Raw genomic sequence first — 25,506 nt, forward strand, 5'->3', positions numbered from 1 at the left:
CCAAAATAATGATGGAGACACTATGACTAACCCGGCGAACGATAACAGCGTTCTGACCATCGAAAGCAACTCGATCGAATACGTTGCCCCGGAGAACCGGCACGGCAAGCCCGCCGATCTCTTCACCTTGTGGTTCTGCACCAACGTCGCGCCGCTGGCCGTGATTTCCGGCGCGACTTCGGTGCTGATCTTCCACCTGGATCTGGTCAGCGCGATTCTGGCCATTGCGGCCGGGCAATTCTTCGGCGCTATTTTCCATGCGCTTACCTCGGCGCAAGGGCCGCTCGTCGGCGTGCCGCAGATGATTCAAAGCCGCGCGCAATTCGGCCGCTATGGCTCGTTGCTGGTGGTCGGCTTCACCACGCTGATTTATCTCGGGTTCTTCGTCTCCAACATCATTCTCGCGGGCAAGACGCTGCACACGGCCGCGCCGTTCGTCCCCGTACACGTGGGGACCGTGCTGGGCGCCGTGCTGGCGACGCTGGTCGGCGTGATCGGCTATCACTTCATTCATCGCTTCAACAAGATCGGCGCATGGTTCATGGGTGGCGCGCTCGTGGTGGGTATCGCGCTGATGCTGCCCGGCCTCGACGCGCAGGCCTTCCATCAAGGTCATTTCGATCTGGCCAACTGGTTTGCGATGTTCGGCCTGTGCGCGGTGTGGCAGATCAGCTTCGCACCCTACACGTCCGATTACTCGCGCTATATGCCTGCCAGCACGGGGTTCGCGAAGACTTTCGCCTTCACCTACTTCGGCACGTCGCTGGGTACGATCTTCGCGTTCCTGTTTGGCGTGCTGGCCGTGAGCACCGGCCACGCCACCGACGCGATGGACGCCATCCGCACGCAAACGGGTGTGTTCGGCTATGTGCTGATCGGCCTCTTTCTCGTCAACATCATCGGCCACAACGGCATGAATCTGTACGGTGGCGTGCTGTCCATCATCACCGCCGCGCAGACGTTCCGCCCCGACTGGCTGCCCGGCCGCCGCGTGCGTATCGTCGTGTCCACCGTGTTGCTGGTGGCGTCCACCGTCACCGCCCTGTGGGCATCGAGCAACTTCATCGCGATCTTCCTGACGGCGATCTTCGCGATGCGCATCGTGCTCGCCCCCTGGATTGCGATCAATCTGGTCGACTTCTATCTGATCAACAACCGGCGCTACCGGGTCACGGAAATCATCAGCAGCAATGGCGGCGTATATGGCGCGGTGAATTTCAAGGCCATCGGCATCTACGTGTTTGGTATCGCGATTCAGGTGCCGTTCATGGAAGAGAGCTTTTTCCACGGCCCCTGGGCCTCGATCCTGGGAGGCGCGGATGTTTCGTGGATGGTGGGCCTCGTTGCCACCGCACTGACCTACTTTCTGCTTGCGGGAAAAAGCGGTTCGCGCTCCCTGAGTGGGTCGCCGGCAGGTGCCCGAGCCTCCGAGTGAGTGACTGAAAGTAAAGATGGCGTGAAAACCCGGCACCCTCGTCAATGAGGCTGCCGGGTTTTCTGCTTTTGAAGAACCCGGTTTGCCATAATGCGTTTCTTCCCGGACGATAAGGCGCAACCTTCAATGACAATCCGCTATCACTCGATGCTTTGCTTCGGCCGTCATGAGACGAGCGGCAATACGGCCCTGGTCGTGGAGGGTTTTTCATCGGATGCTATTGAGCGGCAGACGTTGGCACGGCAGCGCAGCGTCGCGGCCACGGTCTTCATCGATCGCTCCAGCGACGGCAAGGTTTGCCTGGACTTCTACTACCCGCATGCGCGCAGCCCGCTCTGCCTTCACGCAACGCTTGCCGCCAGCGCCGTACTATTCGAGCAACACCCAGACAGCACGCGGCTTGAAGTCGTCACGAGCCTGCGCGGACAAGTGCTCCAGATCGAAAAGCACGGCGAGCGCATTCTGGTCGATCTGCAAGTGCAGGCCTGTCCGCCCGTGACGATCGACGCGCAGCAGGCCGCTCTTCTACTAGGTGCGAACGCAACGGATTTGATCGGTGCCCCACGGCTCGCCTCGGTAGGCAGCGCGAAGCTTCTCGTGGAGGTGCGCAACGAATCCACGCTCTACGGTCTCGCGCCGGACCTGGCGGGTATCGCAGCCTGGAGCCAGGCGAACGGCGTCTCCGGTCTGTACGCCTGGTGCACGACGGGTAACGATGTCTACGCCGGACGCAATTTCAATCATCTGGACCCGCGCCTGGAAGATGCTGGAACGGGTGTCGCCGCCGGTGCGCTCGCGGCGATGCTGAAGCACGACATCACGCTGCACCAGGGCGATGGACTTGGCCAGCCTTGCACCCTTTTCGCCAGCTATCAGGATGGAATCGTGAAGGTTGGCGGACGGGCGGTGGCTGATCGTGGCTGAACTGAACATGCTGACCCTCCTCCCCCCAACGCTGAACGATACCGATGCGCTGCTCGCCTTCGAGATCGACAATCGCGCCTGGTTCGAGCAATGGATCAACGCCCGGGCCGATGGGTACTACTCACGCTCTGCCGTGCGCGAAGCCATCATCGCGGCGATCGACGACATCGACCAGGATCGCGCCTACCAATACCTCGTCCGCAGCGGCGACACGATCGTCGGGCGGGTGAATCTGGTCGGCGTGGCGCGCCCGTATTTCAACCGGGCAACGCTGGGCTACCGCATTGGCGCGTCGTTTGCGGGCAAAGGCCTTGCGTCCCAGGCCGTCAGTCTCGCGATGGAGCTGGCCGCCAACGATCTCCGGTTGTCGCGCGTGGAAGCCGTGGTCCGGCCGCAGAACATCGGCTCGATACGCGTGCTCGAACGCAACGGCTTCGCCGCCTTTGGCCGCGCCACGCGCAGTATGTATTTCCAGGGCGAATGGCACGACCTCGTTCACTACGAGCGACACCTCGATGAACCGGGGCATACACCCGCCACGGGGCCGGCGCGACACGCCTTCGGCCACGAGACGCACGCTCCCGGCGACTAGCAAGCCAGCCCATGCGCGGTGCGGCGATTCCCGCGCCACCCAACAGACCGCTTGCACGATCGCGCATAAACGATAATAATTCTCATTCGTAAAATTATCGTAAGCGCCATGAAACCAGCGGGCCACAGGCCCTGGTTCCTTGCAGATCCACTCGTGCAGCCGTCTTCCAGCCTTGCTCACACGTTCGCCGCGCACTATCGTGCGTTGCTCGCGTTCGCTTCGCGCCGCACGCGCTCGGCGGAGGCGGCGTCGGATCTCGTGCACGATGCGTTCGTGAAGGTGGCGTCGCTGCCGGGCTCCGCCGAGGTACGGCAACCGCGCGCGTTCTTCGTGCGCGTGATCGAGAATCTGATCGTCGATCGCTTTCGCGAGAGCCGCGCGAGCGGCCAGTTGCATATCGACGTGACGCCGCACGACGACGATAATGACGCGTGCGCCGACCTGGCCATCGACCGCGTCGATCCCAGCCTGCTCGCCGAGGCCTCGCAAACCGCGCGCGCGCTCGAGCAAGCGGTGAGCGCATTGCCCGCGCGCTGTCGCGAGGTGTTCGTGCTGCGCAAGGTCCACGGCCTGTCGCACGACGCCATCGCCGAGCGCTTGCAGATCAGCCGCAACATGGTCGAAAAACACTTGCGGCGTGCGTTGCTCGGGCTGGTCGAGTTCGACCGCGACGCCCACGACGACACTGCGCCACCGGCCCATGACTAAGGATTTCCAGCCACTGGGTATGCCCGTTTCTTCTTCAGCCGGCCGTTCCACTGCGAGTACTTCAGCCTGTGCTACCGATGCGCAGGCCACGGCGCACGTGCGGCGTCTGCACGCCCAGGCAGCCGTGTGGGTCGTGCGCATCGACGCGGGCCGCGCGACGCCCGACGACGCGCGCCTCGCGCGCTGGTGCGCGCGCTCAACGCAACATCGGGCCGCGTTCGATACCGCTTTCGCGCAATGGCAGCACGCCGACGCGCTGCGCGCGCGTGCGCCCGTGGCGGTTCCGCGTCCCGCGCAACGGCCATCCAAACCGGCCCCGCGTGCCCGCTTCGCTTTCGCCTTCGGCGCGCCCGGCGCGGCTTTCGCGTGCGCGTGCGCCGTGCTGGTCGCCGGTCTTGCGCACTATCTGCACGCCGCCGACTTCACGACCTCGGCTGGCGAAGTGCGAACCGTCGCGCTCAACGACGGCAGCGTGATGCGCATGGATGCCGATTCGGCCGTCGATGTGCGCTATGACGAACGCGAACGCCGCGTCGTACTCGAACGCGGCCGCGCCGCCTTCGACGTGAAGCACGGCGACACCCGCCGCTTCGTCGTGCAGGCTGCCCAAGGGCAGATCGTCGACATCGGCACCGCCTTCCAGGCGAGCCTGCCGGGCACCTCGTCGTTCAAACACGATAACGCCACGCTCGTCACCGTCACCCAGGGCCGCGTGCAAGTGCGCAACGCCTCGGGGAGTCTCGAAGCCGCCGCCGGTCAGAGCGTCGAATATGGCGATCCCGCACGCGCGCCCAGTGCGGCCGCGATCGACACGTTCGCCGCCACGGCCTGGCAACGCGGGCGCATGGTCTTCACCGACGCCCCGCTCGCCGACGTCGCCGCCGCGCTCAACCGCTACTGGAAAGGCCATTACATTTACGTGCGCGGCAGCGCGGCCACGCTGCGCGTATCGGGCAATTTCGCCATCGACGCGCCTGCACAGGCGCTCGCCACGCTCGCGGAAACACTCGCACTGAACTCTACGCAGATCGCCGGTCGTGTCGTGATTCTCTCGGCACAAGACAGCGCGACTGCACGCTAAAAGGCAGAAACCGTCGCGCGATAAAAAATATTTTGCGCGAGACATCCTGTTTTTGCGCACTCAAACGTCTATTCCCTCAGCAAGACTCAAAACGTTCAACATCAATTCGGGGGAATTTCGTTGTTCACGCAAGCATCTTTTCGACCGCTGGCGATCAGCGCAGCGGCAGCGGCACTCTTTGGCGCGGCGCTGCCCGCGCTCGCTGATCAGGACACGGCGCGCAACACCGCCACCACGCAAAGCCCGGCACGCCTCGACTATCGCATCGCGCCTTCGGACCTGAACACGGCGCTCAATCGCTTCGCCGAAACGAGCGGCGTGCAACTGGCCTACGCCAGCGCGCTCGTGGCGGGCAAGCGCTCGCCCGGCTTCACGGGCCACGCCGATGCCGCCAGCGCGCTCACGCAACTGTTGCACGGCACGGGACTGCGTGCGGTGCGCGGGCAGAACGCCGCTTTCGTGCTCGAAACGGACCCCGAACCGCCCGGCCCCGAAGCGGGCACGACGCCCGAAGCGTCCCTGCCCGCCGTGAAAATCAGCGCACAGAACGCGAGCGAAACGCATGACCCGACCATCGCGAGCGCGGCGCTCAAGTCAAACGTGGCGCTCACGCGCACGCCGCAGTCGGTGTCGGTCATCGAGCGCAAGCAGATGGACGAGCAGAACGTGCAATCGGTCGCGCAGGCGTTGCGCTACTCGGCGGGCATCGTGCCGGAAACGCGCGGTATCGGCGACCGTTACGACAGCCTGCAGATGCGCGGCTTTGGCGGCTTCGGCGGCAATGCCGTGTACGTGAATTTCCTCGACGGCCTCAACCTCGGGCGCGGCCTCTCGTATGCGGTACCGCAGATCGAGCAGTACGGCTTGCAGCGCATCGAAGTGCTGCGCGGTCCCAGCTCGATTCTCTACGGCCAGGCCAACCCGGGCGGCGTGGTCGTGCTGGAGAGCAAGCGCCCCGAGGCGGATCACGTCAACGAGGTCATGCTGGGCGCGGGCACGCACAACCGCTGGGAAGGCGCGTTCGATCTGGGCGGCGCGGTGGATGCGGACAAGCGCGTGCTGTATCGCTTCGTCGGCCTCGCGCGTGACGCCGATACTCAGGTCTCCGGAACGAAGGAGCAGCGAATTTATGTCGCGCCATCGCTCACCCTGCGCCTCGACGCGAACACCGAACTCACCCTGCTCGCGACCTATCAATACGATCCGAACAACGGCTACTACGGTTTCCTGCCGCGCTACGGCACGGTCTCGTACAACCCGAACGGCATGCTCGGCACCGGTTTCAACGACGGCGAGCCCGATTACGACCACTTCCGCCGCGAGCAGGCGACGCTCGGTTACGCCTTCAGCCACCGCTTCAACGACACCTTCACGGTGCGTCAGAACACGCGCTACATGCACATGTGGAGCGACTATCAGACGGTCTATTCGAGCGGCTATACGAACTCGACCAACCGCTATCTGAACCGCCTCACGACCGCCTCCGTCGAACACGTCGACACGCTCTCGACCGACACACAACTCGAAGCCGACTTCAACACCGGCGCGCTGCGCCACGCGGTGCTGATGGGCCTCGACTACCAGATGACGATGGCCGACCGCCGGCTGTCCTCGGGCAAGGCGCCCTCGCTCGACATCACGGCGCCCGTGTACGGCCAGAGCATCACGGCCCCGACGCTCGCCAGCTACACGCGCCAGCGCACCGACGATCTCGGCCTCTATCTGCAAGATCAGATCACGCTGGGCAAGTGGTCGTTCGTGCTCGGCGCACGCGAGGACTATGCGTCGACCAACGCGAACGAGTACGTCAAGCACACGTCGACCAACCAGTTCGACCGTGCATTCACGTGGCGCGCGGGCGTGCTTTATGCCTTCGACAACGGTCTTTCGCCGTTCGCGAGCTTTTCGCGCTCGTTCCAGCCGATCACCTCGGGCACGACCTCGGACGGCAGCCCGCTTAAACCCTCGACGGGACGCCAGTTCGAAGTGGGCCTCAAGTACCAGATGCCGGGCACCACGAGCTTCACCACGCTCTCGCTCTACGATCTCGAACAGCACAACGTGTCCACGCCCGATCCGGTCAACTCCAGCTATCGCGTTCAGACCGGCGCGGTCAAGAGCCGCGGCATCGAACTGGAAACGCATCTGAACCTCACGCGCGAACTGTCGCTGATCGCGGCCTATAGCTACACGAGCGCCTGGGTGGCGAGTGCTAACGACAGCTCGCTCGGCCATACACCCGCCGCTGTGCCGAAGCAGACCGCCTCTCTGTGGGCCGACTACACGCTGCATCGCGGCACGTTCAAGGGTCTGGGCATGGGTGCGGGCGTGCGCTATATCGGCAGCACGTACGGCGCGGCCGACGATTCTTTCAAGGTCGGCTCCTTTACGCTGGTCGATCTCGCTCTGCACTACGAACTGCGTAACTGGCGCTTCGCCCTCAATGCGTCGAACCTGTTCGACCGTCAATACGTGGCGGCCTGCGCGAGCGCGACCCAGTGCTTCTGGGGTGTGCGCCGCGAAGTGATCGGCACGGCGCGCTATCAATGGTGAAATGGGGAACTCGACGATGAAACGAAACCGCCTGTTCGCGCTACTGGCGCTGGCTGGATGCGTACTGGTGGCCCCTGCTCACGCAGCGACGGTTAGTACGGATACCGAATCAACTTCCGCAGCCCAAGCCCTGCTGCCCGATACCGATTCATTCCTGTTGCAGTCCGGGCCGCAAGGCCCGCGCTACCGGGTCTGGCTCTACCATCCCGCCGCCGCGCAGACATCGGCTTCGTCTTCGCGCGTGTCGGGCGAAGGCGCCGATACGTGTGCACTCGAAGGCGCGCCACCGCTGCTCGTGCTGCTCGACGGCAACGCCACGTTCGCGCTTGCGGTGAGCGCCGCGCGTCTTCAGGCGCGCTTGATCGGGCCAGTCACGATAGCCGCGATTGCCGCCGACAACGATGCGCTCTTCGACGAACCGCAGCGCTTTCGCGATTTCACGACGCCCAACCGCGACGGCTGGGGCGTGCCGCGCGACGCGCAAGGCAAGCCGCTGGCAACCGGTGGCGTGGACGCCTTTGAAACGCTCGTCAACGAAACGCTGCCGCGCGCGATCGAGGCGCGCACGCACGAGACGCCACGCACGCGCATGTTGTTCGGGCATTCGCTGGGCGGGTATTTCGTGTTGCACGATGCATTGACGAATCCACACGCCTGGTCGCGCTATATGGCCGCCAGTCCCTCGCTCTGGTGGAACGCGGGCGAGCTGCTCGCACGCGTGCGCGACGCGGCGACGACGGCACATTCAGCCGCATCGCGTTCGGGCATTCCGCTCGCGATTCGCGTCGGCGGCGACGAAGCGCGTCTCGCACCCGAAAGCCCGCCCGCGCGTGTCGAGCGTGTGAAGCACGCCGCGATGATCGACAATGCGCGTGCTTTCACAGAGGTGCTGAACGATGCCCCCGCGCTTGGCTTTAATGCCGATATGCAGATCTACACGGGCCAGAATCACGTTTCCTATCTACCCGCGGCGATCAGCGAAGCGGTGACGCTGGCCGCGAAACACGCATGCGCGAAGCCATCGCAACCGTGACGCGCGCACCATCGCTGCAAGCGTGCAAAGCAAATCGGCAACGATGCTAAACGTTGCATCGGCTCAAGCGCGATGAACGATACCCGGCCAGCGCGAGCGCGCATAACCGGGTATCGTGTGGGCTACCCAAAATCAGCGCCATTGCCATGAATCCGATCCAACGTCATCGAGTCCACGCACGAGCTGCATTGAAACGCACGGCCGCCATCGCCACGGCATCCCTTGCGCTCTTCGCCGCGGGGTGCGCTGCGCCCACACCGCCCGCCGCACAGAATGCCCAACAAAACGCACAGACGTCCTCCGCTGCCGCCGCGTCGCTGGATGCTGCGATCGCCGGTCCACAGCGTAGCGAACGCGCCAAAGCGCGCGACGTCTATCGGCATCCCAGGGAGACGCTACAGTTCTTCGGCGTCCAGCCCACGCAAACGGTGCTGGAAATCGCCCCGGGCGGCGGATGGTACACGGACATCCTCGCGCCGTGGCTGCACGCAAGCGGCCATCTCTACGAGGCCCAATACGTCAGCACGTCGGCGGACCTGGCGGCCGAGGATCGCGACACCGACGCCGCGTTTCTCCGCAAGCTCGCGGCAGCCCCGGCCAACTACGGCAACGTCAAGGTCGGCACCTTGCACGCGGGGCAGTTCCAGGGCTTCGACGCGCAAGGCCAGTTCGACCAGGTGCTCACGTTCCGCAACATCCATAACTGGATCAAGGATCGGCAGATCGACGACAACCTGCGCGCGTTCTATGTCGCATTGAAACCGGGCGGCGTGCTCGGCGTCGAGGAGCATCGCGCACGGCGCGGCACGACCGTGCAGCAGATGATCGATACCGGCTATGTGACGGAAGACTATGTGATCGAGCACGCGCAGGCGGCGGGCTTCGTGCTGGCCGGGCGCAGCGAGATCAACGCGAATCCGAAGGACACCAAGGATTATCCGCACGGAGTCTGGTCGCTGCCGCCCACCTACGAGGGCGGCGACGTGGACCGCGCGCGTTTTGCCGCCGTCGGCGAATCGGACCGCATGACGCTCAAGTTCATCAAGCCATAGTCAGCGCAGGACTTCAGGCAGACGCACCTTCACGCCGCAAAAACTGTTGCGGCGACACCCCGCTCGCGCGCCGGAACATCACCGCGAAGGTGCGCGCGTCGGCATAACCCAGTTCGCGGGCAATATCCGCAGGCGCGTGGCCGACCGCGAGCCGCGACATCGCCTCGGCCATACGCAACTGCTCGCGCCACTGACCGAAGCTCAAGCCCGTCTCCACGCGAAAATGCCGCGCGATCGTGCGCCCGCTCGCGCCCACGCGCGCGGCCCACTCTTCGAGCGTCTCGTTGTTGGCCGCCTGCGCGATCAGGCTGGTGCAGATCTGGCGCAGCCGCTCGTCGGCGGGCAGCGGCAGACGCGCGGCGTCGGGCGCGCCCGGCGCCGTGTCGATCAGATCGAGGATCAGGGGTTCGAGGAGCGCGGCACGGCGGGCTCCCGCCGTGTCCGCACCGGCGGCGCACAGGTCGAGCAGCGCCGCGCGCAGCAATTCTCCCGGCGCAATCGGGCGGCAACGCGGCTCGGGCTCGGCCAGCGCGGCCGGGTCGATGTAGAGCGTGCGCATCGACACCTCGCCGAGCATGTGCAGTTCGTGCTCCACCTGCGAGCCGATCAGCAACGCGTGGTCGGATGTGACGATCCAGAGGGTCTCCGGCGTCATGATGCGGACAATGCCGCGCGTGGCGTAGACGAGCTGCGCGCGGTGGTGGATGTGGGCGATTTCGTGCGATCCGCTCGCGTAATCCAGCGACTGGGGAATCACCTTGCGGGCGCCGACACCGTCGCCGAAGGTCTGTAATTTTGCTTGCGCCATGTCCTGATCGAAGTGCGAATTCCGGCTTAGACCATCAAGCAGGACAACTCTGTCCAGTTTGGCGAAAAAGTTGTCCTGACTAGAGACAGCGTATCAGATTAAAGTCACGGTTTGCCGCCTGATTGGTCAATTGAGGCCAACCCGCGGTCCATCCGCTGCCGTTCCCCCCACACGGTTTGAACACGTCTCGCCGCCAACAAGAGCAGGCCCACGTAGCGGTTTATTCATTAAGACGAATCATTCGCATTATCATTCATCTACGAAAAGGGAACATCACATGAGAACCGGGGTGCGCGGATCGACCGCGCTCAGCAACACGCTGCTGTTTTGCCTGCTAAGTGGAGCGTTGGCGGCGCACGCGCAGACTTCCACCACGAACGCGACCGGCACGGCTGGCGCGACGTCCGACGCGGCGAACCAGCTGCCGACGGTCAAGGTGAGCGGCAAGCGCGACACGAGTGCGACTGGCGCCGCTGACGGCTACGTGCCGATCAGCGCGGTCTCCGCCACCAAAACGGACACGCCCTTGATCGAGACGCCGCAATCGGTGTCCGTGGTCACGAGCAAGCAGATGACCGACCAGGGCGCGCAGACCGTGGCCGAAGCGCTGCGCTACACCGCGAGCGTGCTGCCCGAAATCCGCGGCGCTTCGGCTCAGGGCGCGCCCTATCTGTTCAGCCGTGGCTTTTATCTCGAGCAGTATCTCGACGGCGCGCGCATGCCGGGCGACGTGAGCTTCGGCTACGCGATCCCGAGCTTCGACCCCTACGGTCTCGAGCGCATCGACGTGGTCCACGGCCCGGCGTCCGTGCTTTACGGCCAGGCGAGCCCGGGCGGCGTGGCCAACCTCGTCAGCAAGCAACCCACCACCGAGCCGATCCACGAAGTCTTCCTCACGACCGGCAGCCACGACCGCATGCAGGCGGGCGTCGATCTGGGCGGCGCGATCACGGCCGACGGCAAGCTGGCCTACCGCTTCACGGCAACGGGGCTCGACTCCGGCACGCAAGTGGAAGGCACGCGCGAAAAGCGCATCTACGTCGCCCCCGCCGTTACATGGAAGCCCGACCAGAACACTACGCTCACGGTCATGGCCAAGTACCAGCGCGACCCGGATGTGGGCTACTACAACTTCGTGCCCGCCGTCGGCACGATCCTGAACAATCCAGCCGGTCAGATTTCCTCGCACACGAACATGGGCGATCCGGAATTCGATCACCACTCGCGCACCCAGTTCACGGTGGGCTATCAGTTCGAACATCGCTTCGACGAAACCTGGACGGTGCGCCAGAACACGCGCTACACCTACGTGAAGGACGATTTCGCCAACGTCTTCCCGTACGCATACGCATCGGGCTCCAACACCACGCTCAACCGCTACACGTTCTGGAATCGCGAAACCGCGAAGTTCTTCACGATCGACAACCAGGCGCAGGCGAAGGTCAACACCGGCCCGATCGCGCACACGGTCCTGTTCGGCTTCGACTTCCAGCGCGTGATCTACGGCGAGGACGTGGGCTCGGGCTTCTCCGCGCCGTCGCTCGACGTGTTCGCGCCGGTCTACGACAACAACACGATGCCCGCCGAAACGTCGTTCGACCAGATCCGCCAGAAGCAGTTGGGCGTCTACGCGCAAGACCAGATGGCCTGGGGCAAATGGCGCTTCCTGATCGGCGCACGCGAAGACTGGGTCGACGCCGACGACAACAACCCCGTTACCGCCAGCTACGAAGCGCAATCGGCGCGGGCGTTTACGTGGCGCACCGGCCTCGTCTATCTGTTCGACAACGGCTTCGCGCCTTACGCGAGCTTCTCCAAGTCGTTCGACCCAGTGGTGGGCACGCTCTATGGCGGGGGCATGGCCAAGCCGACCACGGCGCAGCAGTACGAAGTGGGCGTGAAGTATCAGCCGCCGGGCTACAACAGCTTCGTGACGGCCTCGCTCTTCAACCTCACCGAGCACAACGTCCTGACCTCGGACCTCGACCACAGCGGCTACTCCACCCAGGCGGGCGAAGTGCGGGCACGCGGCGTCGAACTCGAAGGTCACGCGAGCCTCACGAACGATCTGAATCTGTCTGTTTCGTACACCTACCTGAACGACGTCACCACCGAGTCGAACGACACGGCCACGACGATCACGGGCGAGACGACCTCGCTGCAAGGCAAGACCGCGTGGGGCATCCCGCGCAACGTCGCCTCGGCTTGGCTCGATTACACGCTGCATGGCGGACCGCTGCGCGGTCTGGGCTTCGGTGGCGGCATCCGCTACATCGGTTCGAGCTATGACGAGACGAATTCGATCCGCGTGCCCTCGGTCACGCTCGTCGATGCCGCCGTGCACTACGACACCGGCCTGCACTGGCTGTTCTCGCTGAACGCGAAGAACCTGTTCAACCGCACCTATATCGCTTCGTGCTTCAGCGCCGTGACCTGCACGTACGGCGATGGCGCCGAGGTCCTCGCGACCGCGCGTTATCGCTGGTAAGCGTGGGTGTCGTCACAACGCTAAACGCTAAACGCAAAGGAAACCTGAAGCTTTGAATGCTCTACCCGAACCGTCCCGTGAGCCGATCTACACGCTCGATAACGTCGGCTTCAATGCCGAAAGCGGCCGCACCTTGCTCGAACCGCTGACGCTCACGCTGCAAGCCAGGCGCATGAGCGCGCTGATCGGCCACAACGGTTCGGGCAAGAGCACGCTTATCAAGCTGCTCGCGCGCCAGCAGACGCCCACGCGCGGCAGCGTACGACTTTATGAGCGCGATCTCGCGGCGTGGTCCGCCCGCGAATTCGCGCGTCGCATCGCCTATCTGCCGCAGCATCCGCCCGCCGCCACCGACATGACGGTGCGCGAACTGGTGGCGCTCGGGCGCTATCCGTGGCACGGCGCGCTAGGCCGCTTGAGCGCGACGGATCGCGAGAAGATCGACGAAGCGCTCGAACTCACCGATACGGCGCGCTTCGCCACCCAACTCGCCGACCGTCTGTCGGGCGGCGAGCGCCAGCGTGTCTGGCTGGCGATGCTGGTCGCCCAGGGCGCGGACTGCCTGCTGCTCGACGAGCCGACTTCCGCGCTCGATATCGCGCATCAGATCGACGTGCTGCGCCTGTTGCGCGAACTCACCGATACGCGGGGCTTAAGCGTCGTGATCGTGCTGCACGACATCAACCTCGCCGCGCGCTTCTGCGACGAACTGATCGCCCTGCATAGCGGCCGCCTGCTCGCACGCGGCACGCCGGAGACGATCATGCGCGCCGACCGGCTCGAAGCGATCTATGGCATTCCGATGGACGTCGTCGCGCATCCGCGCGGCGGCTGGCTCGGTGTGGCGCACTGATGCGGCGCCGGGACTTTCTACGCGGCGCGGCATGTGCGTCGCTGGCATTGGCGGTCTCGCAGGCGCACGCGCAACCCAATGCGCCGCGTCTCGTGGTGCTCGACTGGGGCCTCGTCGAAACGCTGCTCACGCTAGGCGTCCTGCCCGTGGGCGCGGCTGAAGTGGCCGATTACAACGCGAGCGTCGTGCAGCCACTGGCACCGCGCGAAGTCGCCGACGTCGGCTTGCGGCTCGCGCCAAGCCTCGAACTCATTCAGGCGCTCGCGCCCGATTTCATCCTCATCAATTCGAGTCAGGAATCGCAGCGCGCCATGCTGGAGCGCATCGCGCCCGTGCGCGCGTTTGCGGTGTATACCGATGCGGGCGCACCGTATCAGCACTCCGTGGACATTACGCGCGCCGTGGCGCAGCTATGCGGCCGCGAGCAGGCAGGCGACACGCTGATCGATGCAACGGCCCGCACGCTCGCGCGCAATCGCCAGCGGCTCGCGGCACACAGCGACGCCATCGCACGTGCGCTCTACGTGATGCGCTTCTTCGATGCGCGGCATGTAGGCGTGTATGGCGCGCGCAGCCTGTTTCAGGACGTCATGGATGCGCTCGACGTACGCAACGCATGGCGCGGCGAGACCGATTACTGGGGTATCGGTGTGGCAGGCCTGGAAGCGCTCGCCGCGCCCGACGCGCAGTTGCTGTACTTCGATCCCCTGCCGCCGGGCGTCGCGCGCGCGCTCGCCGACAACCGGCTCTGGCGCGCACTGCCCGCCGTTGCTGCACAACGCATCGCAGCGCTACCGCCATTCTGGGGCTTCGGCATGTTGCCCTCGGCCGCGCGCTTTGCCGATGTGCTCACGACGGCGCTGACCGTCAGCATTCCTTATTCTTTATCGCGCCAGTCGCAATCCGGCGCGAGTGCACGCTCATGAATCTGGCCCGCACGTTTTCCCAGCCGCTTTTCGCGCGCGCTTCATTCCAGGCCGTGTTTGCAGGGCTCGCACTCGCTGCCATGTTGCTCGCCGCGCTCGCTCTGAGCGCAACCAACGCGAGCGCCATCGTGCCGATTTCGCACTGGCGCAGCGCGTTGTCGCTCCAAGGTCCGCTCGATCTACAAGCGATCATTCTGCGCGATACGTGGCTGCCACGTCTCGTCGTGAGCCTGTTGTGCGGCGCATTGCTCGGCCTTGCAGGCACGATCTTCCAGCAGGTGCTGCGCAATCCCCTCGCGGAGCCGATGACACTCGGCGTCAGCGCCGGTGCGCAACTCGCTCTCACGATCGCCACGCTAACCGCGCCTGCCCTGCTCGGCGCAAGCGCGTTCGCGCCGCAATGGATCGCGCTGCTCGGCGCGGCGCTGGCCGCGGCCGCGGTATTCGGCCTCGCGTGGCGCAGCACGCTTGCGCCCGCAACGGTCGCCGTCGCCGGGCTGGTCGTCACGCTCTACTGCGGCTCGATTGGCGTGGCCTTGCAACTGTTCTATGCGCCCTATCTGCGCGCGCTCTTCATCTGGGGCGGCGGCTCGCTCGTGCAGCAGGACTGGAGCAACGTGACGATGCTTGCGCCGCGCCTGGCCATCGGCGGCGCGCTGGCGTGGCTGCTGCTGCGCCCCATGACGCTCTTCAGCCTCGACGATAGCAACGCCCGCAGCCTCGGCCTCTCGCTGCGGACCGCGCGGCTCGCTGCGCTCGCGCTCGCGGTGGTGTTGAGCGCTGCGGTGGCGGGCGCGGTGGGCGTGATCGGCTTCGTCGGCCTGGCCGCGCCCGCGCTCGCGCGCCTCACCGGTGCGCGGCGGCTCGGGCAACGGCTCGTCGCCGCGCCCCTGTGCGGCGCGCTGCTGCTGTGGGTTACGGATCAGACCGTGCAGCGATTCTCGGGCCTCATGGGCGACCTGTTGCCGACCGGCGCAGCGACGGCGCTATTCGGTACGCCGCTGATGCTCGTATTGCTCGCGCGCCTGCATCGCGCCACACACCTGCCCGCTCCCGCTGCCGAAAGCGCCCCGCTACATCTCGTGCCCACCGCGACCCTGCAACGGCGCTACGCGTTGCTTGCGCTGTTAACGATCGCAGCGCTCGCCGTTGCGCTCGATTTTGGACGCGGCCCGCACGGCTGGTACTTCGCTACGTGGACGCAGTTCTCCCACATCGCAGCCTGGCGCGTACCACGCACGCTGGCCGCGCTGGCTGCGGGCGCGATGCTCGCGCTGGCCGGCGTGCTGATGCAACGCCTGACCGGCAATCCGCTCGCCAGCCCCGAAGTGCTGGGCGTGAGCGGCGGCGCGGCGCTCGGCCTGATCGCACTCGTCATGCTGCACGGCGACGCCGGCCAGGGCGCGCGCTTCGCCGCGAGCAGTGCGGGCGCGCTTGCGGCGCTCCTCGCGATCCTCGCCTTCGCACGCCGCTCGCGCTTCGCGCCGGATCGTGTGCTGCTTGCGGGCATCGCGATTGGCGCGCTGTTCCAGTCGGTGCTGGCCGTGGCGATCGCGAGCGGCAACGAACGCGCGGCGGCCCTGCTGCAATGGCTCGCGGGCTCCACGTACACGGTGACACCCACCGACGCCGCGCTCGCGCTGGCCGCGTGTCTCCTGCTTGGTGCACTCACGCCGTTGTGCGCGCGCTGGTTGCAAATCCTGCCGCTTGGCGAGGCGTCCGCGCGAGCGCTAGGCGTGGCGACGGGCCGCGCACGCGGCGCACTGCTCATGCTGATCGCCGCCCTCACGGCAGCGGCGACGCTGCTGGTTGGCCCTTTGAGCTTTGTCGGCCTGACGGCCCCGCATTTCGCGCGGCTGCTGGGCGCGCGCACGCCCATGCAGCAGATCGCAACCGCCGCACCGCTGGGTGCGCTCACGATGGTCGTCGCCGACTGGCTGGGCCGCGCCGCGCTGATGCCCCGCGAATTGCCCGCCGGACTCGTCGCGACGCTGATCGCCGCGCCCTGGCTGATGTGGCTGCTCGCACGCCGCCGCTGAGACTAGCGCACAACGCTCTCCCCATAATTCATTCGAACTACCAGGAAAATTCATGCTCGCGGAACTGCTCAGACTGCTCAGGCGTCTTTGGCCCCTCAGCGCCCTGGCGACGACGATGGGCGCCGCGAGCGGCATCGCCACCGCCGCCCTGCTCGCGCTGACCAACCGCGCCTTGCGCGATGGCGCCGATACGCTGCCCACGCTCCTCTTGGCCTTCGCCGCGCTGTGCGCGATTGCACTCGCGGGCGAAGTGATCTCCGATATCGGCAATAACATCGTGGGCCAACGTGTGATCGCGACGCTGCGCCGCGAACTGTGCGAGAAGATCATTGCTGCGCCCATCGGGCAGATCGAACAGTTTCGCTCGCACCGGCTGATTGCGACGTTGAATCAGGACATCGATACGCTGAGCGCCTTTTCGTTTCTGTTCTCGAGCCTCGCCATTGCCTGTGCCACGATACTCGGCTGCCTCGGCTATCTCTACGTGCTTTCGCCCCGGCTGCTCCTGATTGCACTCGCGGCCATCGTGCTGGGTACGGCCATCCAGGCGCTCGCGCGGCGCGTGGGTCTGAGCCGCTTCGGTGCGGCACGCGAAGCCGAGGACCGCTTGCAGAAGCACTATCGCGCCATCACCGACGGCTCCAAGGAATTGCGCCTGAACGCCGCAAGGCGCGACGATCTATATCGACGCGAATTGAGCGGCACCATCGACACCATCACGCGCCTGCGCGTGCGCGCGGCCAATGTGTTCGTCAGCGCGAATGCCTTCGGCTCGCTGCTGTATTTCCTGGTGGTCGGTACGATGCTCGCGGTCCAGACGCATGCGGTGGGCGCGGATCGCTCGGTCGTCACCGGCTTCGTGCTCGTGCTGCTCTATATGAAAGGCCCGATTCAGGAACTGGTCAACGCATTGCCTTCGATCGGTCGCGCGCAAATTGCGTTGCAACGTATCGCCGCGCTTTCGGCACGCTTTTCGACGCCGGAGCCATCGCTCGTGGAAGCGGCTCGAAGCATGCAGCACGCCACGCCTTTCGAGGATTTCGGCACCATCGAACTCGACCAGGTTCACTATCGCTTCGACGCACCGCTCGACGAACGCGATGCGAACACAGATGCAAGCACGGCTAAAAACAGCGGCTTCGAACTCGGCCCGCTCAGCCTGAGCATCAAGCGCGGCGAAACGCTCTTTATCGTCGGCGAGAACGGCAGTGGCAAGAGCACGCTCGTCAAGCTTCTTCTCGGGCTGTATCGGCCTGATTCAGGCAACCTGCGTGTTGACGGCGTACCCGTTGGCGATGCGAAGCTCGATGCGTACCGCCAGCTTTTTTCCGCCGTGTTTTCCGACTACTTCCTCTTCGATACGCTAATGCCCGGCGCAACCGTGCCCAGCGATCAGGCCCGCGCGTATCTGGAGCGCCTTCAGATTGCACACAAAGTCTCGGTGCGCGACGGCGCGTTCACGACGACGGATCTTTCCACCGGACAACGCAAGCGCCTCGCGCTCGTGCACGCCTGGCTCGAAGCGCGGCCCGTGATCGTGCTGGACGAATGGGCCGCGGATCAGGACCCCACCTTCCGGCGCATCTTCTACCAGGAGATGCTGCCGGACCTCAAACGACAGGGCAAAACGCTGATCGTCGTGTCTCACGACGACCGCTATTTCGATGCGGCCGATCGCATCGTGCGGATCGAAGAAGGCCAACTGGCCGCAGATTACGCGGTGTTCTGATCGCCCTGTGCGACGGCCCGGAGCCTCGCGATATCGAGGATCGTCACCTTGCCGAATTGCAGACGCACGATCTCCTGACGCTCGAGTTCCTTCAGCAGTTGATTGGTGGTCTGGCGCGATAGCGACACCATCGACGCCAGGTTGTTCTGCGAGATCAGGATCGTGCCCTGACGCTCGTTCAGACCGCCATTGCCCTCGGCGATCATCAGCAGTCGGCTCGCCAGGCGCTGCGCCGCCGAGGGCGCGCTCAGCGCCTCCGTGCTGCGATAGGCGACACGCAAACGTTGCGCCATCAACAAAGCGAAGTCGTGCCAGTATTGCGGCGTGTCGCTTAGCAAACCCCTTAGCGCGGCCTCTGGAAATTGCAGCAGCAGTGCCGCGCTTGCCGCTACCACGTTTTGCGCGCGCGGCAACTGGTCGAACAGCGAGACCTCGCCGACCCACGCCGTCGGCCCCAGTACCGCTAGCAGCGTTTCCCTGCCATCCACATCGACCATGCCGACTTCGAGCGCGCCTTCGAGCAGCGCATAGAGCGAACACGAACGGTCACCGCACCGATAAAGCGCCTCGCCCTTGTCGAGTCGCTGCACCACGGTGCACGCCATCAGATCGTCCTGCAATGGCAAGGGTAAACCGCCAAACCACGGCGTGGATTCGAGTTGTCTGCGATAGCGATGCGGCATGGCTTGTGTGAGTGACGTCACTTGTCGGCTTTCCGACAAATCGGGCGGGCGCTTGCCCCTATCATGGGTTCGCGCATTGACGTGTGCATCAACGTCTGCATGAACGTCATATCCAGCGATAGCCCTCCCAACGTGACCAGGTGATGCATGAATCAGTTCGGCGACTACCAGTTCGAAATCTACTTCAATGGCCTGCACGGCCGCAAACCGGATTTACCCGTCGATTTCGCGGGGCTCGAAGCACGCGCAAGCGCGGCCATGCCGCCTTCCGTGCTGTCTTATGTGCAAGGCGGATGCGGCGACGAAACCACCCAGCGACGCAATGTCGAAGCGTTCTCGCAATGGGGTATCGTGCCGCGCCGGATGGTCGATACACGCGAGCGCGATCTGTCCGTGGAGATGTTCGGCAAGCGCTACGCCTCGCCGCTGATGCTCTCCCCGATCGGCGTGATCGGCATCTGCTCGCAGGACGGCCACGGCGATATCGCCACGGCCAAAGCCGCGGCGACGGCAGGCGTGCCGATGATCGCCTCCACGCTCATGAACGACCCGCTCGAAACCGTCGCGCAAGCGCTGGGCGATGGCGACGCGTTTTTCCAGCTCTATACGCCGAAGGATCGCGAACTGGCCGAAAGCTTCGTGCGCCGCGCCGAGGCGGCCGGTTATAAGGGCATCGTCGTGACGGTGGATACGTGGATTCCCGGCTGGCGTCCGCGCGATCTCAACGAGGGCAACTTTCCGCAGTTGCGCGGCGTGGCGCTCGCCAATTACTTTTCCGATCCGCATTTCCGCGCCAAACTCGCCGCGCCGCCCGAGGCCGATCCGGCTGCTGCCGTGCGGCTGTGGGCGTCGGTGTTCGGGCAGGCGGTGACATGGGACGATCTGGCGTGGCTGCGCTCGCTCACCAAGCTGCCGCTGATCGTCAAGGGTATCCAGCATCCCGACGACGCACGCCGCGCGGTCGATCTGGGCGCGGATGCGGTGTTCTGCTCGAATCATGGCGGGCGTCAGGCCAACGGGGGCATCGCGGCGATCGACATGCTGCCCGAGGTGGTGGCTGCGAGCGGCAAGACGCCGGTGTGGTTCGATTCGGGTATTCGCACGGGAACGGATGTGGTCAAGGCGCTTGCGATGGGCGCGAGCATGGTGGGCGTGGGACGGCCCTATGCTTATGGCCTCGCGCTGGGCGGTAGCGCGGGCATCGTGCACGTGGTTCGTTCGATGCTGGCCGAGGCGGATTTGTTGATGGCCGTGGATGGGTTTGCGGATGTGGCAGCTTTGCGGAAGGCGGAGGTGCGCAGGGTGAGGTGAACGTTCGCGAGGCGGCGATCAGCACTGAACAAAGGGCCGCCTGGGTGGCCTTTTGTTCGCTTTTACGTTGATTCGGGCTCCTGCATTCCAATACGACGTTAGCTGAACGCATCGTCTTCGGAGACGAGAGCGGAAACGAAGCGATCAAACGAACGCGTCAGCGCCCGGTCTGCTTTCTGACGATTCTCCGAATCTGTACGCGTTGTATCAAAGACGTCAGCTAACCAGTAATGGACCACGCCTGTGGCCGTATCGATACAGAAAAGATTGCCGCCCGGATCAACCGCAAATGGCACGAAAGTATGTGGGTAGCCCGCCTTGCCGGCGACTTGAGCGTACACACTCTGAATCGTTGGTTTGTCGTTCTCCTGCGTGCCCACAGGAAGGAATTCGTGAACCCATATCGGCTCCCAATCATCTTCCATTGGAAACCAGTCGAGCGTTGGCATTCCACCGTTCCACTTCAGATAGTGAGCCTTCATTGGCTCTGGTAACTGAAAACCAAAGTCGCGCTCAATCTTCTCTATATCGGCCCGATCAATCGCCGGGCCACAATTCACAAATTCGTTCTGCATGGGTCCCATTCCGTTGGCGCGGCCCTTCTACAGCACCGAGCGCTGCCACTTATCCTTATAGTTTAGCAATTCTTTTTTCTTTATTCTCCACTCCACACCTCGCCGCCTCAATGTAAATTGAAATAAACTCTGAAGCCCCCCGGTCTGTCGGAAAACAAAAACAACGGTATCGCCTGACACCTCTGCGCGCTCTTCGACATCGCTATCGGGATCGTAAGTCGGCGGTTCGGTACAACCAAGACCGATTAAACGCCCATGATTTGCTTTGTCGGCGAAAGCCCATTTATCGAGAATCTCGACTAACGCTTTCCGAGCCTCATCATCCACGATTTCCGCGCTCTGGCCCGCCTCTATGACGTGTTTTTTTACCTGATAGAACCTGATTTCCCAGTGATTCATTTCCAGCATAAACGCTTTCAATGCCTCTCTCGCCTGTATCAATTCATCATGTTCCATTCTATATTCTCAGTTGTTAAATTTGCCGCTCATTACCTTGTTACCACCCTGCATGAAATCATAGAGAATTTGTGTTGGACGTGTGCTCGCGTAACTGCCGTTCAGCTTCCGGATATACCGCCCAAACGCGTCGTACTAGAAATGCGTGGTCGAAAGACTCAGAGCAGCACCACTACCATCTCACAGCGCGTTGAAGGAGCCGGCAAGACACGCCGATCATCTCTATGTAGATGAGCAAAGGGCCGCGAATGCGGCCCTTTTTTTCTCGCGCGACGCTTCAGTCATGCAAATCCATCGTCCCACCTCCTACAACACCGATCGCTGCCACCTGGAAAACGAACGGATTACTTTTCCATGAGTATTTTTTGGATGAGATCAAAACCACACACCTCCATGGTTGTATATTTCGAATAATCAGAAACAAGAATGCGACCAATCTCATCATCCCCATTAAACAACCCTCCGGCATAATTAAATATTTTCATTTCATTTTTTTCACCAGACAGATCAATAGACCCAATAATTGGCCAATCACCATTTAAAATCATTTGATTTCCGGAAAAAATAATCCTGACATTTTTTCCGAATTTCTTCAACACTACCGGATCAAATTTTTCAACACTACCAACATCAAAATCCCTCGTTTCCTGAATTGAAGCGACGTAAAATGAAAATATCTTCTTAAATTTACCCTGCGAAGAAAAAATTACCTGACATGCTGCATATCGCCCGTCATTCAATGGAATGAGAAAAACATCGCCTTCTTTGTAAGAAACATTCATAGCCCGTAGCCTTTCAAGACGGAGAGTGTGTCGTTCAATATTTGCTGCCCCCACCCGCTACTATGCCTAGCAACATCGTAGCTACTTGCATTCGGATTGTTCGGGCTATATGAACGAATCTGATTGAGAAGATTCGTCAGGGGGGATTGATCACCACTATTAATAATAAACCGCATCGCGCACCGACTCGTCATTCGCCGCCGCCGCACCATGATCGACACGCGCCAGCGGCACATAGCTATCCGCCTTGTACCGATACGTCAGCGCCTGTTCGCCGCGCCGGTCGCGAGCATCTCCTGCACCAGTCGCACGCCGCTCCACAGAGGATCTCTGCTCGCATAACTGCCGTTCAATCGAACACTTTCAAACGATTGAGCTCGGCATTCGCACCCGAATGATCGCCGCACTTGAATAGCTAATTTTCGCTGACGTCACGTCATCGTTTCTTCTTTTCGACCGGAAGCCGCAGGGAGATTTTCTTCCAAGAAGCCAGGCGATATTTAGAAATCAAATCGGCCAATTTTTCACCAGTCGGTCGTCCAGATTTTGTGTACTTGATCGGAACAAGCACCAATATCGTCACGTCGCCGGCGACTCGCTCATCGCGTTCAACATGGGAAAATTGATAGTCGATTGCAATTACCGCATCAACTCCGTCCGGCCAAAATTTTCTATCTATTGACAATGTGTCACTGTCAAAAACATCCCCCTCCGCAATCAAGGAACCATCCAATATAAATTTAGTCAATTCCTTTAAAACACGAATTGGAAAAGAAATAATTTCTTGACTCTCTAGAGCCGCCTCATTCACAGGCCAGTCCAACTGCAAGCAGAATGCAAGTTCAATGTGAGGGGTGATTTGGTGCGCACCAAACGAGAAAAAAATCTTGCTGTCTTTCTCCTCTCTGATAAGTGCATTTAAATACTCCACCTCGCAACCACCAAACTCCATTTTTTTCCGTGAAGAAAGAATATCACCTACATGCGCTTCAACATGCTCAAGTATCCCACCACCTTCTACAGAATAATCGATGGGTTCAATCGCTCGCCAGCCACCGGCATTTTTCAAAATATTTGCAACATCACTCTGTTTGTAGATGAGCGCGAGATCAAGTGAAGTTTGGTTATATCTTAAATGCAATCTATTTACATCAGCATTGCAATCAATCAAAAACGCAACAACTTCCTGATGTCCATTGATGGAACTGTCCATCAACGGCGTTGTGACGGCCTCTGGCAGACCGTCGACCAACGACCCATGCTCAATCAGCCAGCGAACCAGACCGAGGTGGCCTCGAGCGGCGGCCTCACCTAATGGCAGCTTGCCGCCCGATGTCCGGGCAGATGCATTGATCGAAATTCCGAGCCGGATTAATTCTTCGCAGACCTCAATACTTCCGTGCGATGCTGCTATGTGCAATAGCGTCCGACCACCCTCCATGCCGTACTCAGGGACAAGCAACGACTCTGGATTTTTGACAACAAACGCCATCAGATCGTTGACACTTCCGGTATCCGAGTAATATGAAATATTCGATTCCATGAGTTTTGAAGTTCCCTTGCTTCATCAATTCACCCATATTTTTCAGCGCATTTTCAACGGCTGCCGTTCCACCTGACGCATCAGCTGCACTTAGCGTATTGAAGACTTTAGACTGGTACTTTAAGTTTTCATCGATTTTCCTGAATGCAACACCTTTCATACCGCCATTTTCCACAGCCTCCTTAAACTCTTTTGTACATACCCGCTGATACCCGATTTCTGGCGCCATGAAAAATAGAGGCTTCTCGATCGAACTGATAGATATGTATTAAAGAGAATCAAATCCCGGGATATCCGGAAAGTTCACATGAACTTCATGTGAAAGACCATCTCGAGTCATCATTCGAACGAACTTCGATTTCGCCATATCCACAATTGAAATACATTTATTTTAAATAAAATAAATAATATCCAATTTCAGATTTAACGCCATTCAAAAAACATCAAGAGAGACGAATTGGCAGTCAACCCCAATACTTCTACAAATTTCCGAAAAACTCTCGCCAATAATCGGGCCGTTTTATTGAAATAATCGAGGCCAATTTCGGCCATCTTCCTTACATCAACAATCATCTAAAATTTAGTCTCAACCTTTCCTGCAACAGATACATCATCCCAAGAAAATTCAATATGAGGCGAGAATTCAGCCTTCCCGACCCAATTATTGACCTCCGGCGTTACGATGTAGAGCTCTTCTTTTTTCAATTAAATCTCCCTGTAATCGGATCCACGCTGAACGCCCCGCTTTCCAGCACGGAAGGAATGCGGACGGGGAGGCAATCGACCCTTCTGGCGCATCATTAGAGCAAAATCGATACCAGTGATTCAAGCGGACACCTTATCAACACCGGCCCACGATCCCGAGGCTTCCCCTGAAACCACCTCGGAATCTGCTCTATGATTCCGGATAAACAGGGATTTCTCGTTGATCCCGGATCTCAAATACTTTCAAACCATCAATCTCATGGTAAATTTTTAGCATGCGATCCGGATAAGGACCATCTGGCCATTTGATTTTAATTTCGATTAAATTTCCACTTCCATCGTAACTATGATTTGTTTCTGTATATTCAAAATTCCTGCTTTCCAGCTGAAATTCCCTAACTGGTAATCCATTTTCGTAAACTACTTTAACGATACGAGTCAATTTTGAATCGGGATTTTCCCGGAATGCATTACCAAAGACATAACGAAACGCGGAGTCGGCATCATATTCATAAAAATCATCGGCGTGCATCCATGCACGATCTTCGGGCGGCCCACCGATTTCGCTATAAGCGCGAGCGTATATCACTTTCCCATCTGAATTGTAGAAATAGTGATACCTTCTTTTTCCTGGCTCGGATAGCTTTTTCAACATCCTCCCAGGCTTGATTCCCAAAATCTCCATACGATAAGGCTCAAGAGAAAAAGGCGCCCCCACTCCCTCCCCCCATTTCTCGGATACGGAACTCTCAAGTGCCGTTCGAAGGAAGGTCGAGTATGTCCCGCTCCTGTCATGAAACAATTCAAGCAAAGCATCTTTTGACATTGATTACCTATTTAGTTGGAAATTTTTTTCCACCTGCCAGATCGCCCTGAATCTTCGACAGGCCTGCGTTAAAGTCAGCTTCTGTATTTGCACTATTTAAATTATCAAACACATATTGCTTGTAGGCATCACCATGAACGCCTTCGCCAGTATGTGCTGTAGACAAGTCTCCCGGAAGCCGTGAGCTTGCATCCTTCGGCATCCATGCTCCGTTTTCAGAAGAATTAATCGGAATACCTAAAGTTTTCATCTTGGTACGTAACGTCACCATCCTAGGATCCGTCGAATTGGACATCACAATGTGATGTGCCCGATAGTCCTGGCTTGGCCTTCTACCCAAGTTCCCTGCAAGTTCTTTGGCATCGCTGGAACAAGACAATCCCCACGGATCAATCCACGTCAAC

At 61.2% G+C, this 25,506-nt stretch carries 23 protein-coding genes; 14 read left to right on the forward strand and 9 right to left on the reverse strand.

Features of this window, described 5'->3' with window-relative positions; genetic code table 11:
* Positions 1-22: 22 nt before the first annotated feature.
* From U5782_RS30835 to U5782_RS30870, 8 genes are all read left to right on the forward strand, one after another.
* Positions 23-1,435, forward strand: coding sequence for a purine-cytosine permease family protein (locus U5782_RS30835; protein ID WP_322047653.1), 1,413 nt, complete (start codon positions 23-25; stop codon positions 1,433-1,435).
* A 126-nt stretch (positions 1,436-1,561) separates the two neighbouring features.
* Complete coding sequence (locus U5782_RS30840; protein ID WP_322047654.1) at positions 1,562-2,359, forward strand: PhzF family phenazine biosynthesis protein; 798 nt, start codon at positions 1,562-1,564, stop codon at positions 2,357-2,359.
* Complete coding sequence (locus U5782_RS30845; RefSeq protein ID WP_322047655.1) at positions 2,352-2,951, forward strand: GNAT family protein; 600 nt, start codon at positions 2,352-2,354, stop codon at positions 2,949-2,951. Before U5782_RS30840 ends, U5782_RS30845 begins: the two co-directional genes overlap by 8 nt.
* A 153-nt stretch (positions 2,952-3,104) precedes the next feature.
* On the forward strand, positions 3,105-3,659 hold the full coding sequence (locus U5782_RS30850; RefSeq protein ID WP_322047656.1) for a sigma-70 family RNA polymerase sigma factor: 555 nt from the start codon (positions 3,105-3,107) through the stop codon (positions 3,657-3,659).
* Positions 3,652-4,740, forward strand: a complete 1,089-nt coding sequence (locus U5782_RS30855; RefSeq protein WP_322047657.1) for a FecR family protein — start codon at positions 3,652-3,654, stop codon at positions 4,738-4,740. Before U5782_RS30850 ends, U5782_RS30855 begins: the two co-directional genes overlap by 8 nt.
* A 120-nt stretch (positions 4,741-4,860) precedes the next feature.
* A complete protein-coding gene (locus U5782_RS30860; RefSeq protein ID WP_322047658.1) occupies positions 4,861-7,293 on the forward strand; it encodes a TonB-dependent siderophore receptor in 2,433 nt (810 codons plus the stop codon).
* 16 nt (positions 7,294-7,309) lie between these two features.
* The gene (locus U5782_RS30865) at positions 7,310-8,326 is read left to right on the forward strand and encodes an alpha/beta hydrolase (protein WP_322047659.1); all 1,017 of its coding nucleotides are present in this window, start codon (positions 7,310-7,312) and stop codon (positions 8,324-8,326) included.
* 146 nt (positions 8,327-8,472) lie between these two features.
* Positions 8,473-9,378: a class I SAM-dependent methyltransferase gene (locus U5782_RS30870; protein WP_415914434.1), complete on the forward strand. Its 906-nt coding sequence runs from the start codon at positions 8,473-8,475 to the stop codon at positions 9,376-9,378.
* Between the two features lie 13 nt (positions 9,379-9,391).
* On the opposite strand, the gene U5782_RS30875 is transcribed toward U5782_RS30870, so the two are convergent.
* Entirely contained in the window at positions 9,392-10,186 is a 795-nt protein-coding gene (locus tag U5782_RS30875; protein WP_322047661.1) for a helix-turn-helix transcriptional regulator, read from the reverse strand.
* A 277-nt stretch (positions 10,187-10,463) separates the two neighbouring features.
* Here U5782_RS30875 and U5782_RS30880 point away from each other — a divergent pair, with 277 nt between their 5' ends.
* The 5 genes from U5782_RS30880 to U5782_RS30900 are packed head-to-tail and all read left to right on the forward strand — an operon-like array spanning position 10,464 to position 18,221.
* The gene (locus U5782_RS30880) at positions 10,464-12,674 is read left to right on the forward strand and encodes a TonB-dependent siderophore receptor (RefSeq protein WP_322047662.1); all 2,211 of its coding nucleotides are present in this window, start codon (positions 10,464-10,466) and stop codon (positions 12,672-12,674) included.
* A gap of 52 nt (positions 12,675-12,726) precedes the next feature.
* On the forward strand, positions 12,727-13,527 hold the full coding sequence (locus tag U5782_RS30885; protein WP_322047663.1) for an ABC transporter ATP-binding protein: 801 nt from the start codon (positions 12,727-12,729) through the stop codon (positions 13,525-13,527).
* On the forward strand, positions 13,527-14,453 hold the full coding sequence (locus U5782_RS30890) for an ABC transporter substrate-binding protein (protein WP_322047664.1): 927 nt from the start codon (positions 13,527-13,529) through the stop codon (positions 14,451-14,453). The genes U5782_RS30885 and U5782_RS30890 overlap by 1 nt, the downstream gene beginning before the upstream one ends.
* Positions 14,450-16,492, forward strand: a complete 2,043-nt coding sequence (fhuB, locus tag U5782_RS30895) for a Fe(3+)-hydroxamate ABC transporter permease FhuB (protein ID WP_322047665.1) — start codon at positions 14,450-14,452, stop codon at positions 16,490-16,492. Before U5782_RS30890 ends, fhuB begins: the two co-directional genes overlap by 4 nt.
* Positions 16,493-16,544: 52 nt before the next feature.
* On the forward strand, positions 16,545-18,221 hold the full coding sequence (locus U5782_RS30900; protein ID WP_322047666.1) for a cyclic peptide export ABC transporter: 1,677 nt from the start codon (positions 16,545-16,547) through the stop codon (positions 18,219-18,221).
* Here U5782_RS30900 and U5782_RS30905 read toward each other — a convergent pair.
* A complete protein-coding gene (locus U5782_RS30905) occupies positions 18,206-18,904 on the reverse strand; it encodes a Crp/Fnr family transcriptional regulator (protein ID WP_415914436.1) in 699 nt (232 codons plus the stop codon). The genes U5782_RS30900 and U5782_RS30905 overlap by 16 nt on opposite strands.
* 147 nt (positions 18,905-19,051) lie before the next feature.
* Between U5782_RS30905 and U5782_RS30910 the strand changes: the two genes are divergently transcribed.
* Positions 19,052-20,215, forward strand: a complete 1,164-nt coding sequence (locus U5782_RS30910; protein WP_322047668.1) for an alpha-hydroxy-acid oxidizing protein — start codon at positions 19,052-19,054, stop codon at positions 20,213-20,215.
* 98 nt (positions 20,216-20,313) lie between these two features.
* Here U5782_RS30910 and U5782_RS30915 read toward each other — a convergent pair whose 3' ends face one another.
* The 7 genes from U5782_RS30915 to U5782_RS30945 form a co-directional block, all read right to left on the reverse strand.
* Positions 20,314-20,790 (reverse strand): SMI1/KNR4 family protein, encoded by a 477-nt coding sequence (locus U5782_RS30915; RefSeq protein WP_322047669.1) that lies wholly within the window; start codon positions 20,788-20,790, stop codon positions 20,314-20,316.
* Between the two features lie 27 nt (positions 20,791-20,817).
* On the reverse strand, positions 20,818-21,246 hold the full coding sequence (locus tag U5782_RS30920; protein WP_322047670.1) for an NTF2 fold immunity protein: 429 nt from the start codon (positions 21,244-21,246) through the stop codon (positions 20,818-20,820).
* A 344-nt stretch (positions 21,247-21,590) separates the two neighbouring features.
* On the reverse strand, positions 21,591-22,028 hold the full coding sequence (locus U5782_RS30925) for an Imm26 family immunity protein (RefSeq protein WP_322047671.1): 438 nt from the start codon (positions 22,026-22,028) through the stop codon (positions 21,591-21,593).
* A 436-nt stretch (positions 22,029-22,464) separates the two neighbouring features.
* Entirely contained in the window at positions 22,465-23,571 is a 1,107-nt protein-coding gene (locus tag U5782_RS30930) for an ankyrin repeat domain-containing protein (protein ID WP_322047672.1), read from the reverse strand.
* A complete protein-coding gene (locus U5782_RS30935) occupies positions 23,477-23,800 on the reverse strand; it encodes a hypothetical protein (protein ID WP_322047673.1) in 324 nt (107 codons plus the stop codon). Before U5782_RS30935 ends, U5782_RS30930 begins: the two co-directional genes overlap by 95 nt.
* 666 nt (positions 23,801-24,466) lie before the next feature.
* Positions 24,467-25,102 carry a hypothetical protein gene (locus tag U5782_RS30940; RefSeq protein WP_322047674.1) on the reverse strand — a complete coding sequence of 212 codons (636 nt, stop codon included), beginning with the start codon at positions 25,100-25,102 and terminating at the stop codon, positions 24,467-24,469.
* 7 nt (positions 25,103-25,109) lie between these two features.
* Positions 25,110-25,506 (reverse strand): AHH domain-containing protein (locus tag U5782_RS30945; RefSeq protein ID WP_322047675.1); only part of this gene is annotated, 397 nt, incomplete at its 5' end.

This window comes from Paraburkholderia sp. J67 (assembly GCF_905220265.1).
Classification (GTDB): domain Bacteria; phylum Pseudomonadota; class Gammaproteobacteria; order Burkholderiales; family Burkholderiaceae; genus Paraburkholderia.

What these genes read in the sequence shown, in the direction of transcription:
- U5782_RS30890 (WP_322047664.1), top strand. Translation starts at nt 13,527, where the DNA reads ATGCGGCGCCGGGACTTTCTACGCGGCGCGGCATGTGCGTCGCTGGCA.
- U5782_RS30915 (WP_322047669.1), bottom strand. Translation starts at nt 20,790, where the DNA reads ATGCAGAACGAATTTGTGAATTGTGGCCCGGCGATTGATCGGGCCGAT.
- U5782_RS30925 (WP_322047671.1), bottom strand. Translation starts at nt 22,028, where the DNA reads ATGAATGTTTCTTACAAAGAAGGCGATGTTTTTCTCATTCCATTGAAT.
- U5782_RS30935 (WP_322047673.1), bottom strand. Translation starts at nt 23,800, where the DNA reads ATGGCGCCAGAAATCGGGTATCAGCGGGTATGTACAAAAGAGTTTAAG.
- U5782_RS30870 (WP_415914434.1), top strand. Translation starts at nt 8,473, where the DNA reads ATGAATCCGATCCAACGTCATCGAGTCCACGCACGAGCTGCATTGAAA.
- fhuB (WP_322047665.1), top strand. Translation starts at nt 14,450, where the DNA reads ATGAATCTGGCCCGCACGTTTTCCCAGCCGCTTTTCGCGCGCGCTTCA.
- U5782_RS30920 (WP_322047670.1), bottom strand. Translation starts at nt 21,246, where the DNA reads ATGGAACATGATGAATTGATACAGGCGAGAGAGGCATTGAAAGCGTTT.
- U5782_RS30855 (WP_322047657.1), top strand. Translation starts at nt 3,652, where the DNA reads ATGACTAAGGATTTCCAGCCACTGGGTATGCCCGTTTCTTCTTCAGCC.
- U5782_RS30930 (WP_322047672.1), bottom strand. Translation starts at nt 23,571, where the DNA reads ATGGAATCGAATATTTCATATTACTCGGATACCGGAAGTGTCAACGAT.
- U5782_RS30875 (WP_322047661.1), bottom strand. Translation starts at nt 10,186, where the DNA reads ATGGCGCAAGCAAAATTACAGACCTTCGGCGACGGTGTCGGCGCCCGC.
- U5782_RS30940 (WP_322047674.1), bottom strand. Translation starts at nt 25,102, where the DNA reads ATGTCAAAAGATGCTTTGCTTGAATTGTTTCATGACAGGAGCGGGACA.
- U5782_RS30905 (WP_415914436.1), bottom strand. Translation starts at nt 18,904, where the DNA reads ATGCCGCATCGCTATCGCAGACAACTCGAATCCACGCCGTGGTTTGGC.
- U5782_RS30865 (WP_322047659.1), top strand. Translation starts at nt 7,310, where the DNA reads ATGAAACGAAACCGCCTGTTCGCGCTACTGGCGCTGGCTGGATGCGTA.
- U5782_RS30835 (WP_322047653.1), top strand. Translation starts at nt 23, where the DNA reads ATGACTAACCCGGCGAACGATAACAGCGTTCTGACCATCGAAAGCAAC.
- U5782_RS30880 (WP_322047662.1), top strand. Translation starts at nt 10,464, where the DNA reads ATGAGAACCGGGGTGCGCGGATCGACCGCGCTCAGCAACACGCTGCTG.
- U5782_RS30900 (WP_322047666.1), top strand. Translation starts at nt 16,545, where the DNA reads ATGCTCGCGGAACTGCTCAGACTGCTCAGGCGTCTTTGGCCCCTCAGC.
- U5782_RS30910 (WP_322047668.1), top strand. Translation starts at nt 19,052, where the DNA reads ATGAATCAGTTCGGCGACTACCAGTTCGAAATCTACTTCAATGGCCTG.
- U5782_RS30840 (WP_322047654.1), top strand. Translation starts at nt 1,562, where the DNA reads ATGACAATCCGCTATCACTCGATGCTTTGCTTCGGCCGTCATGAGACG.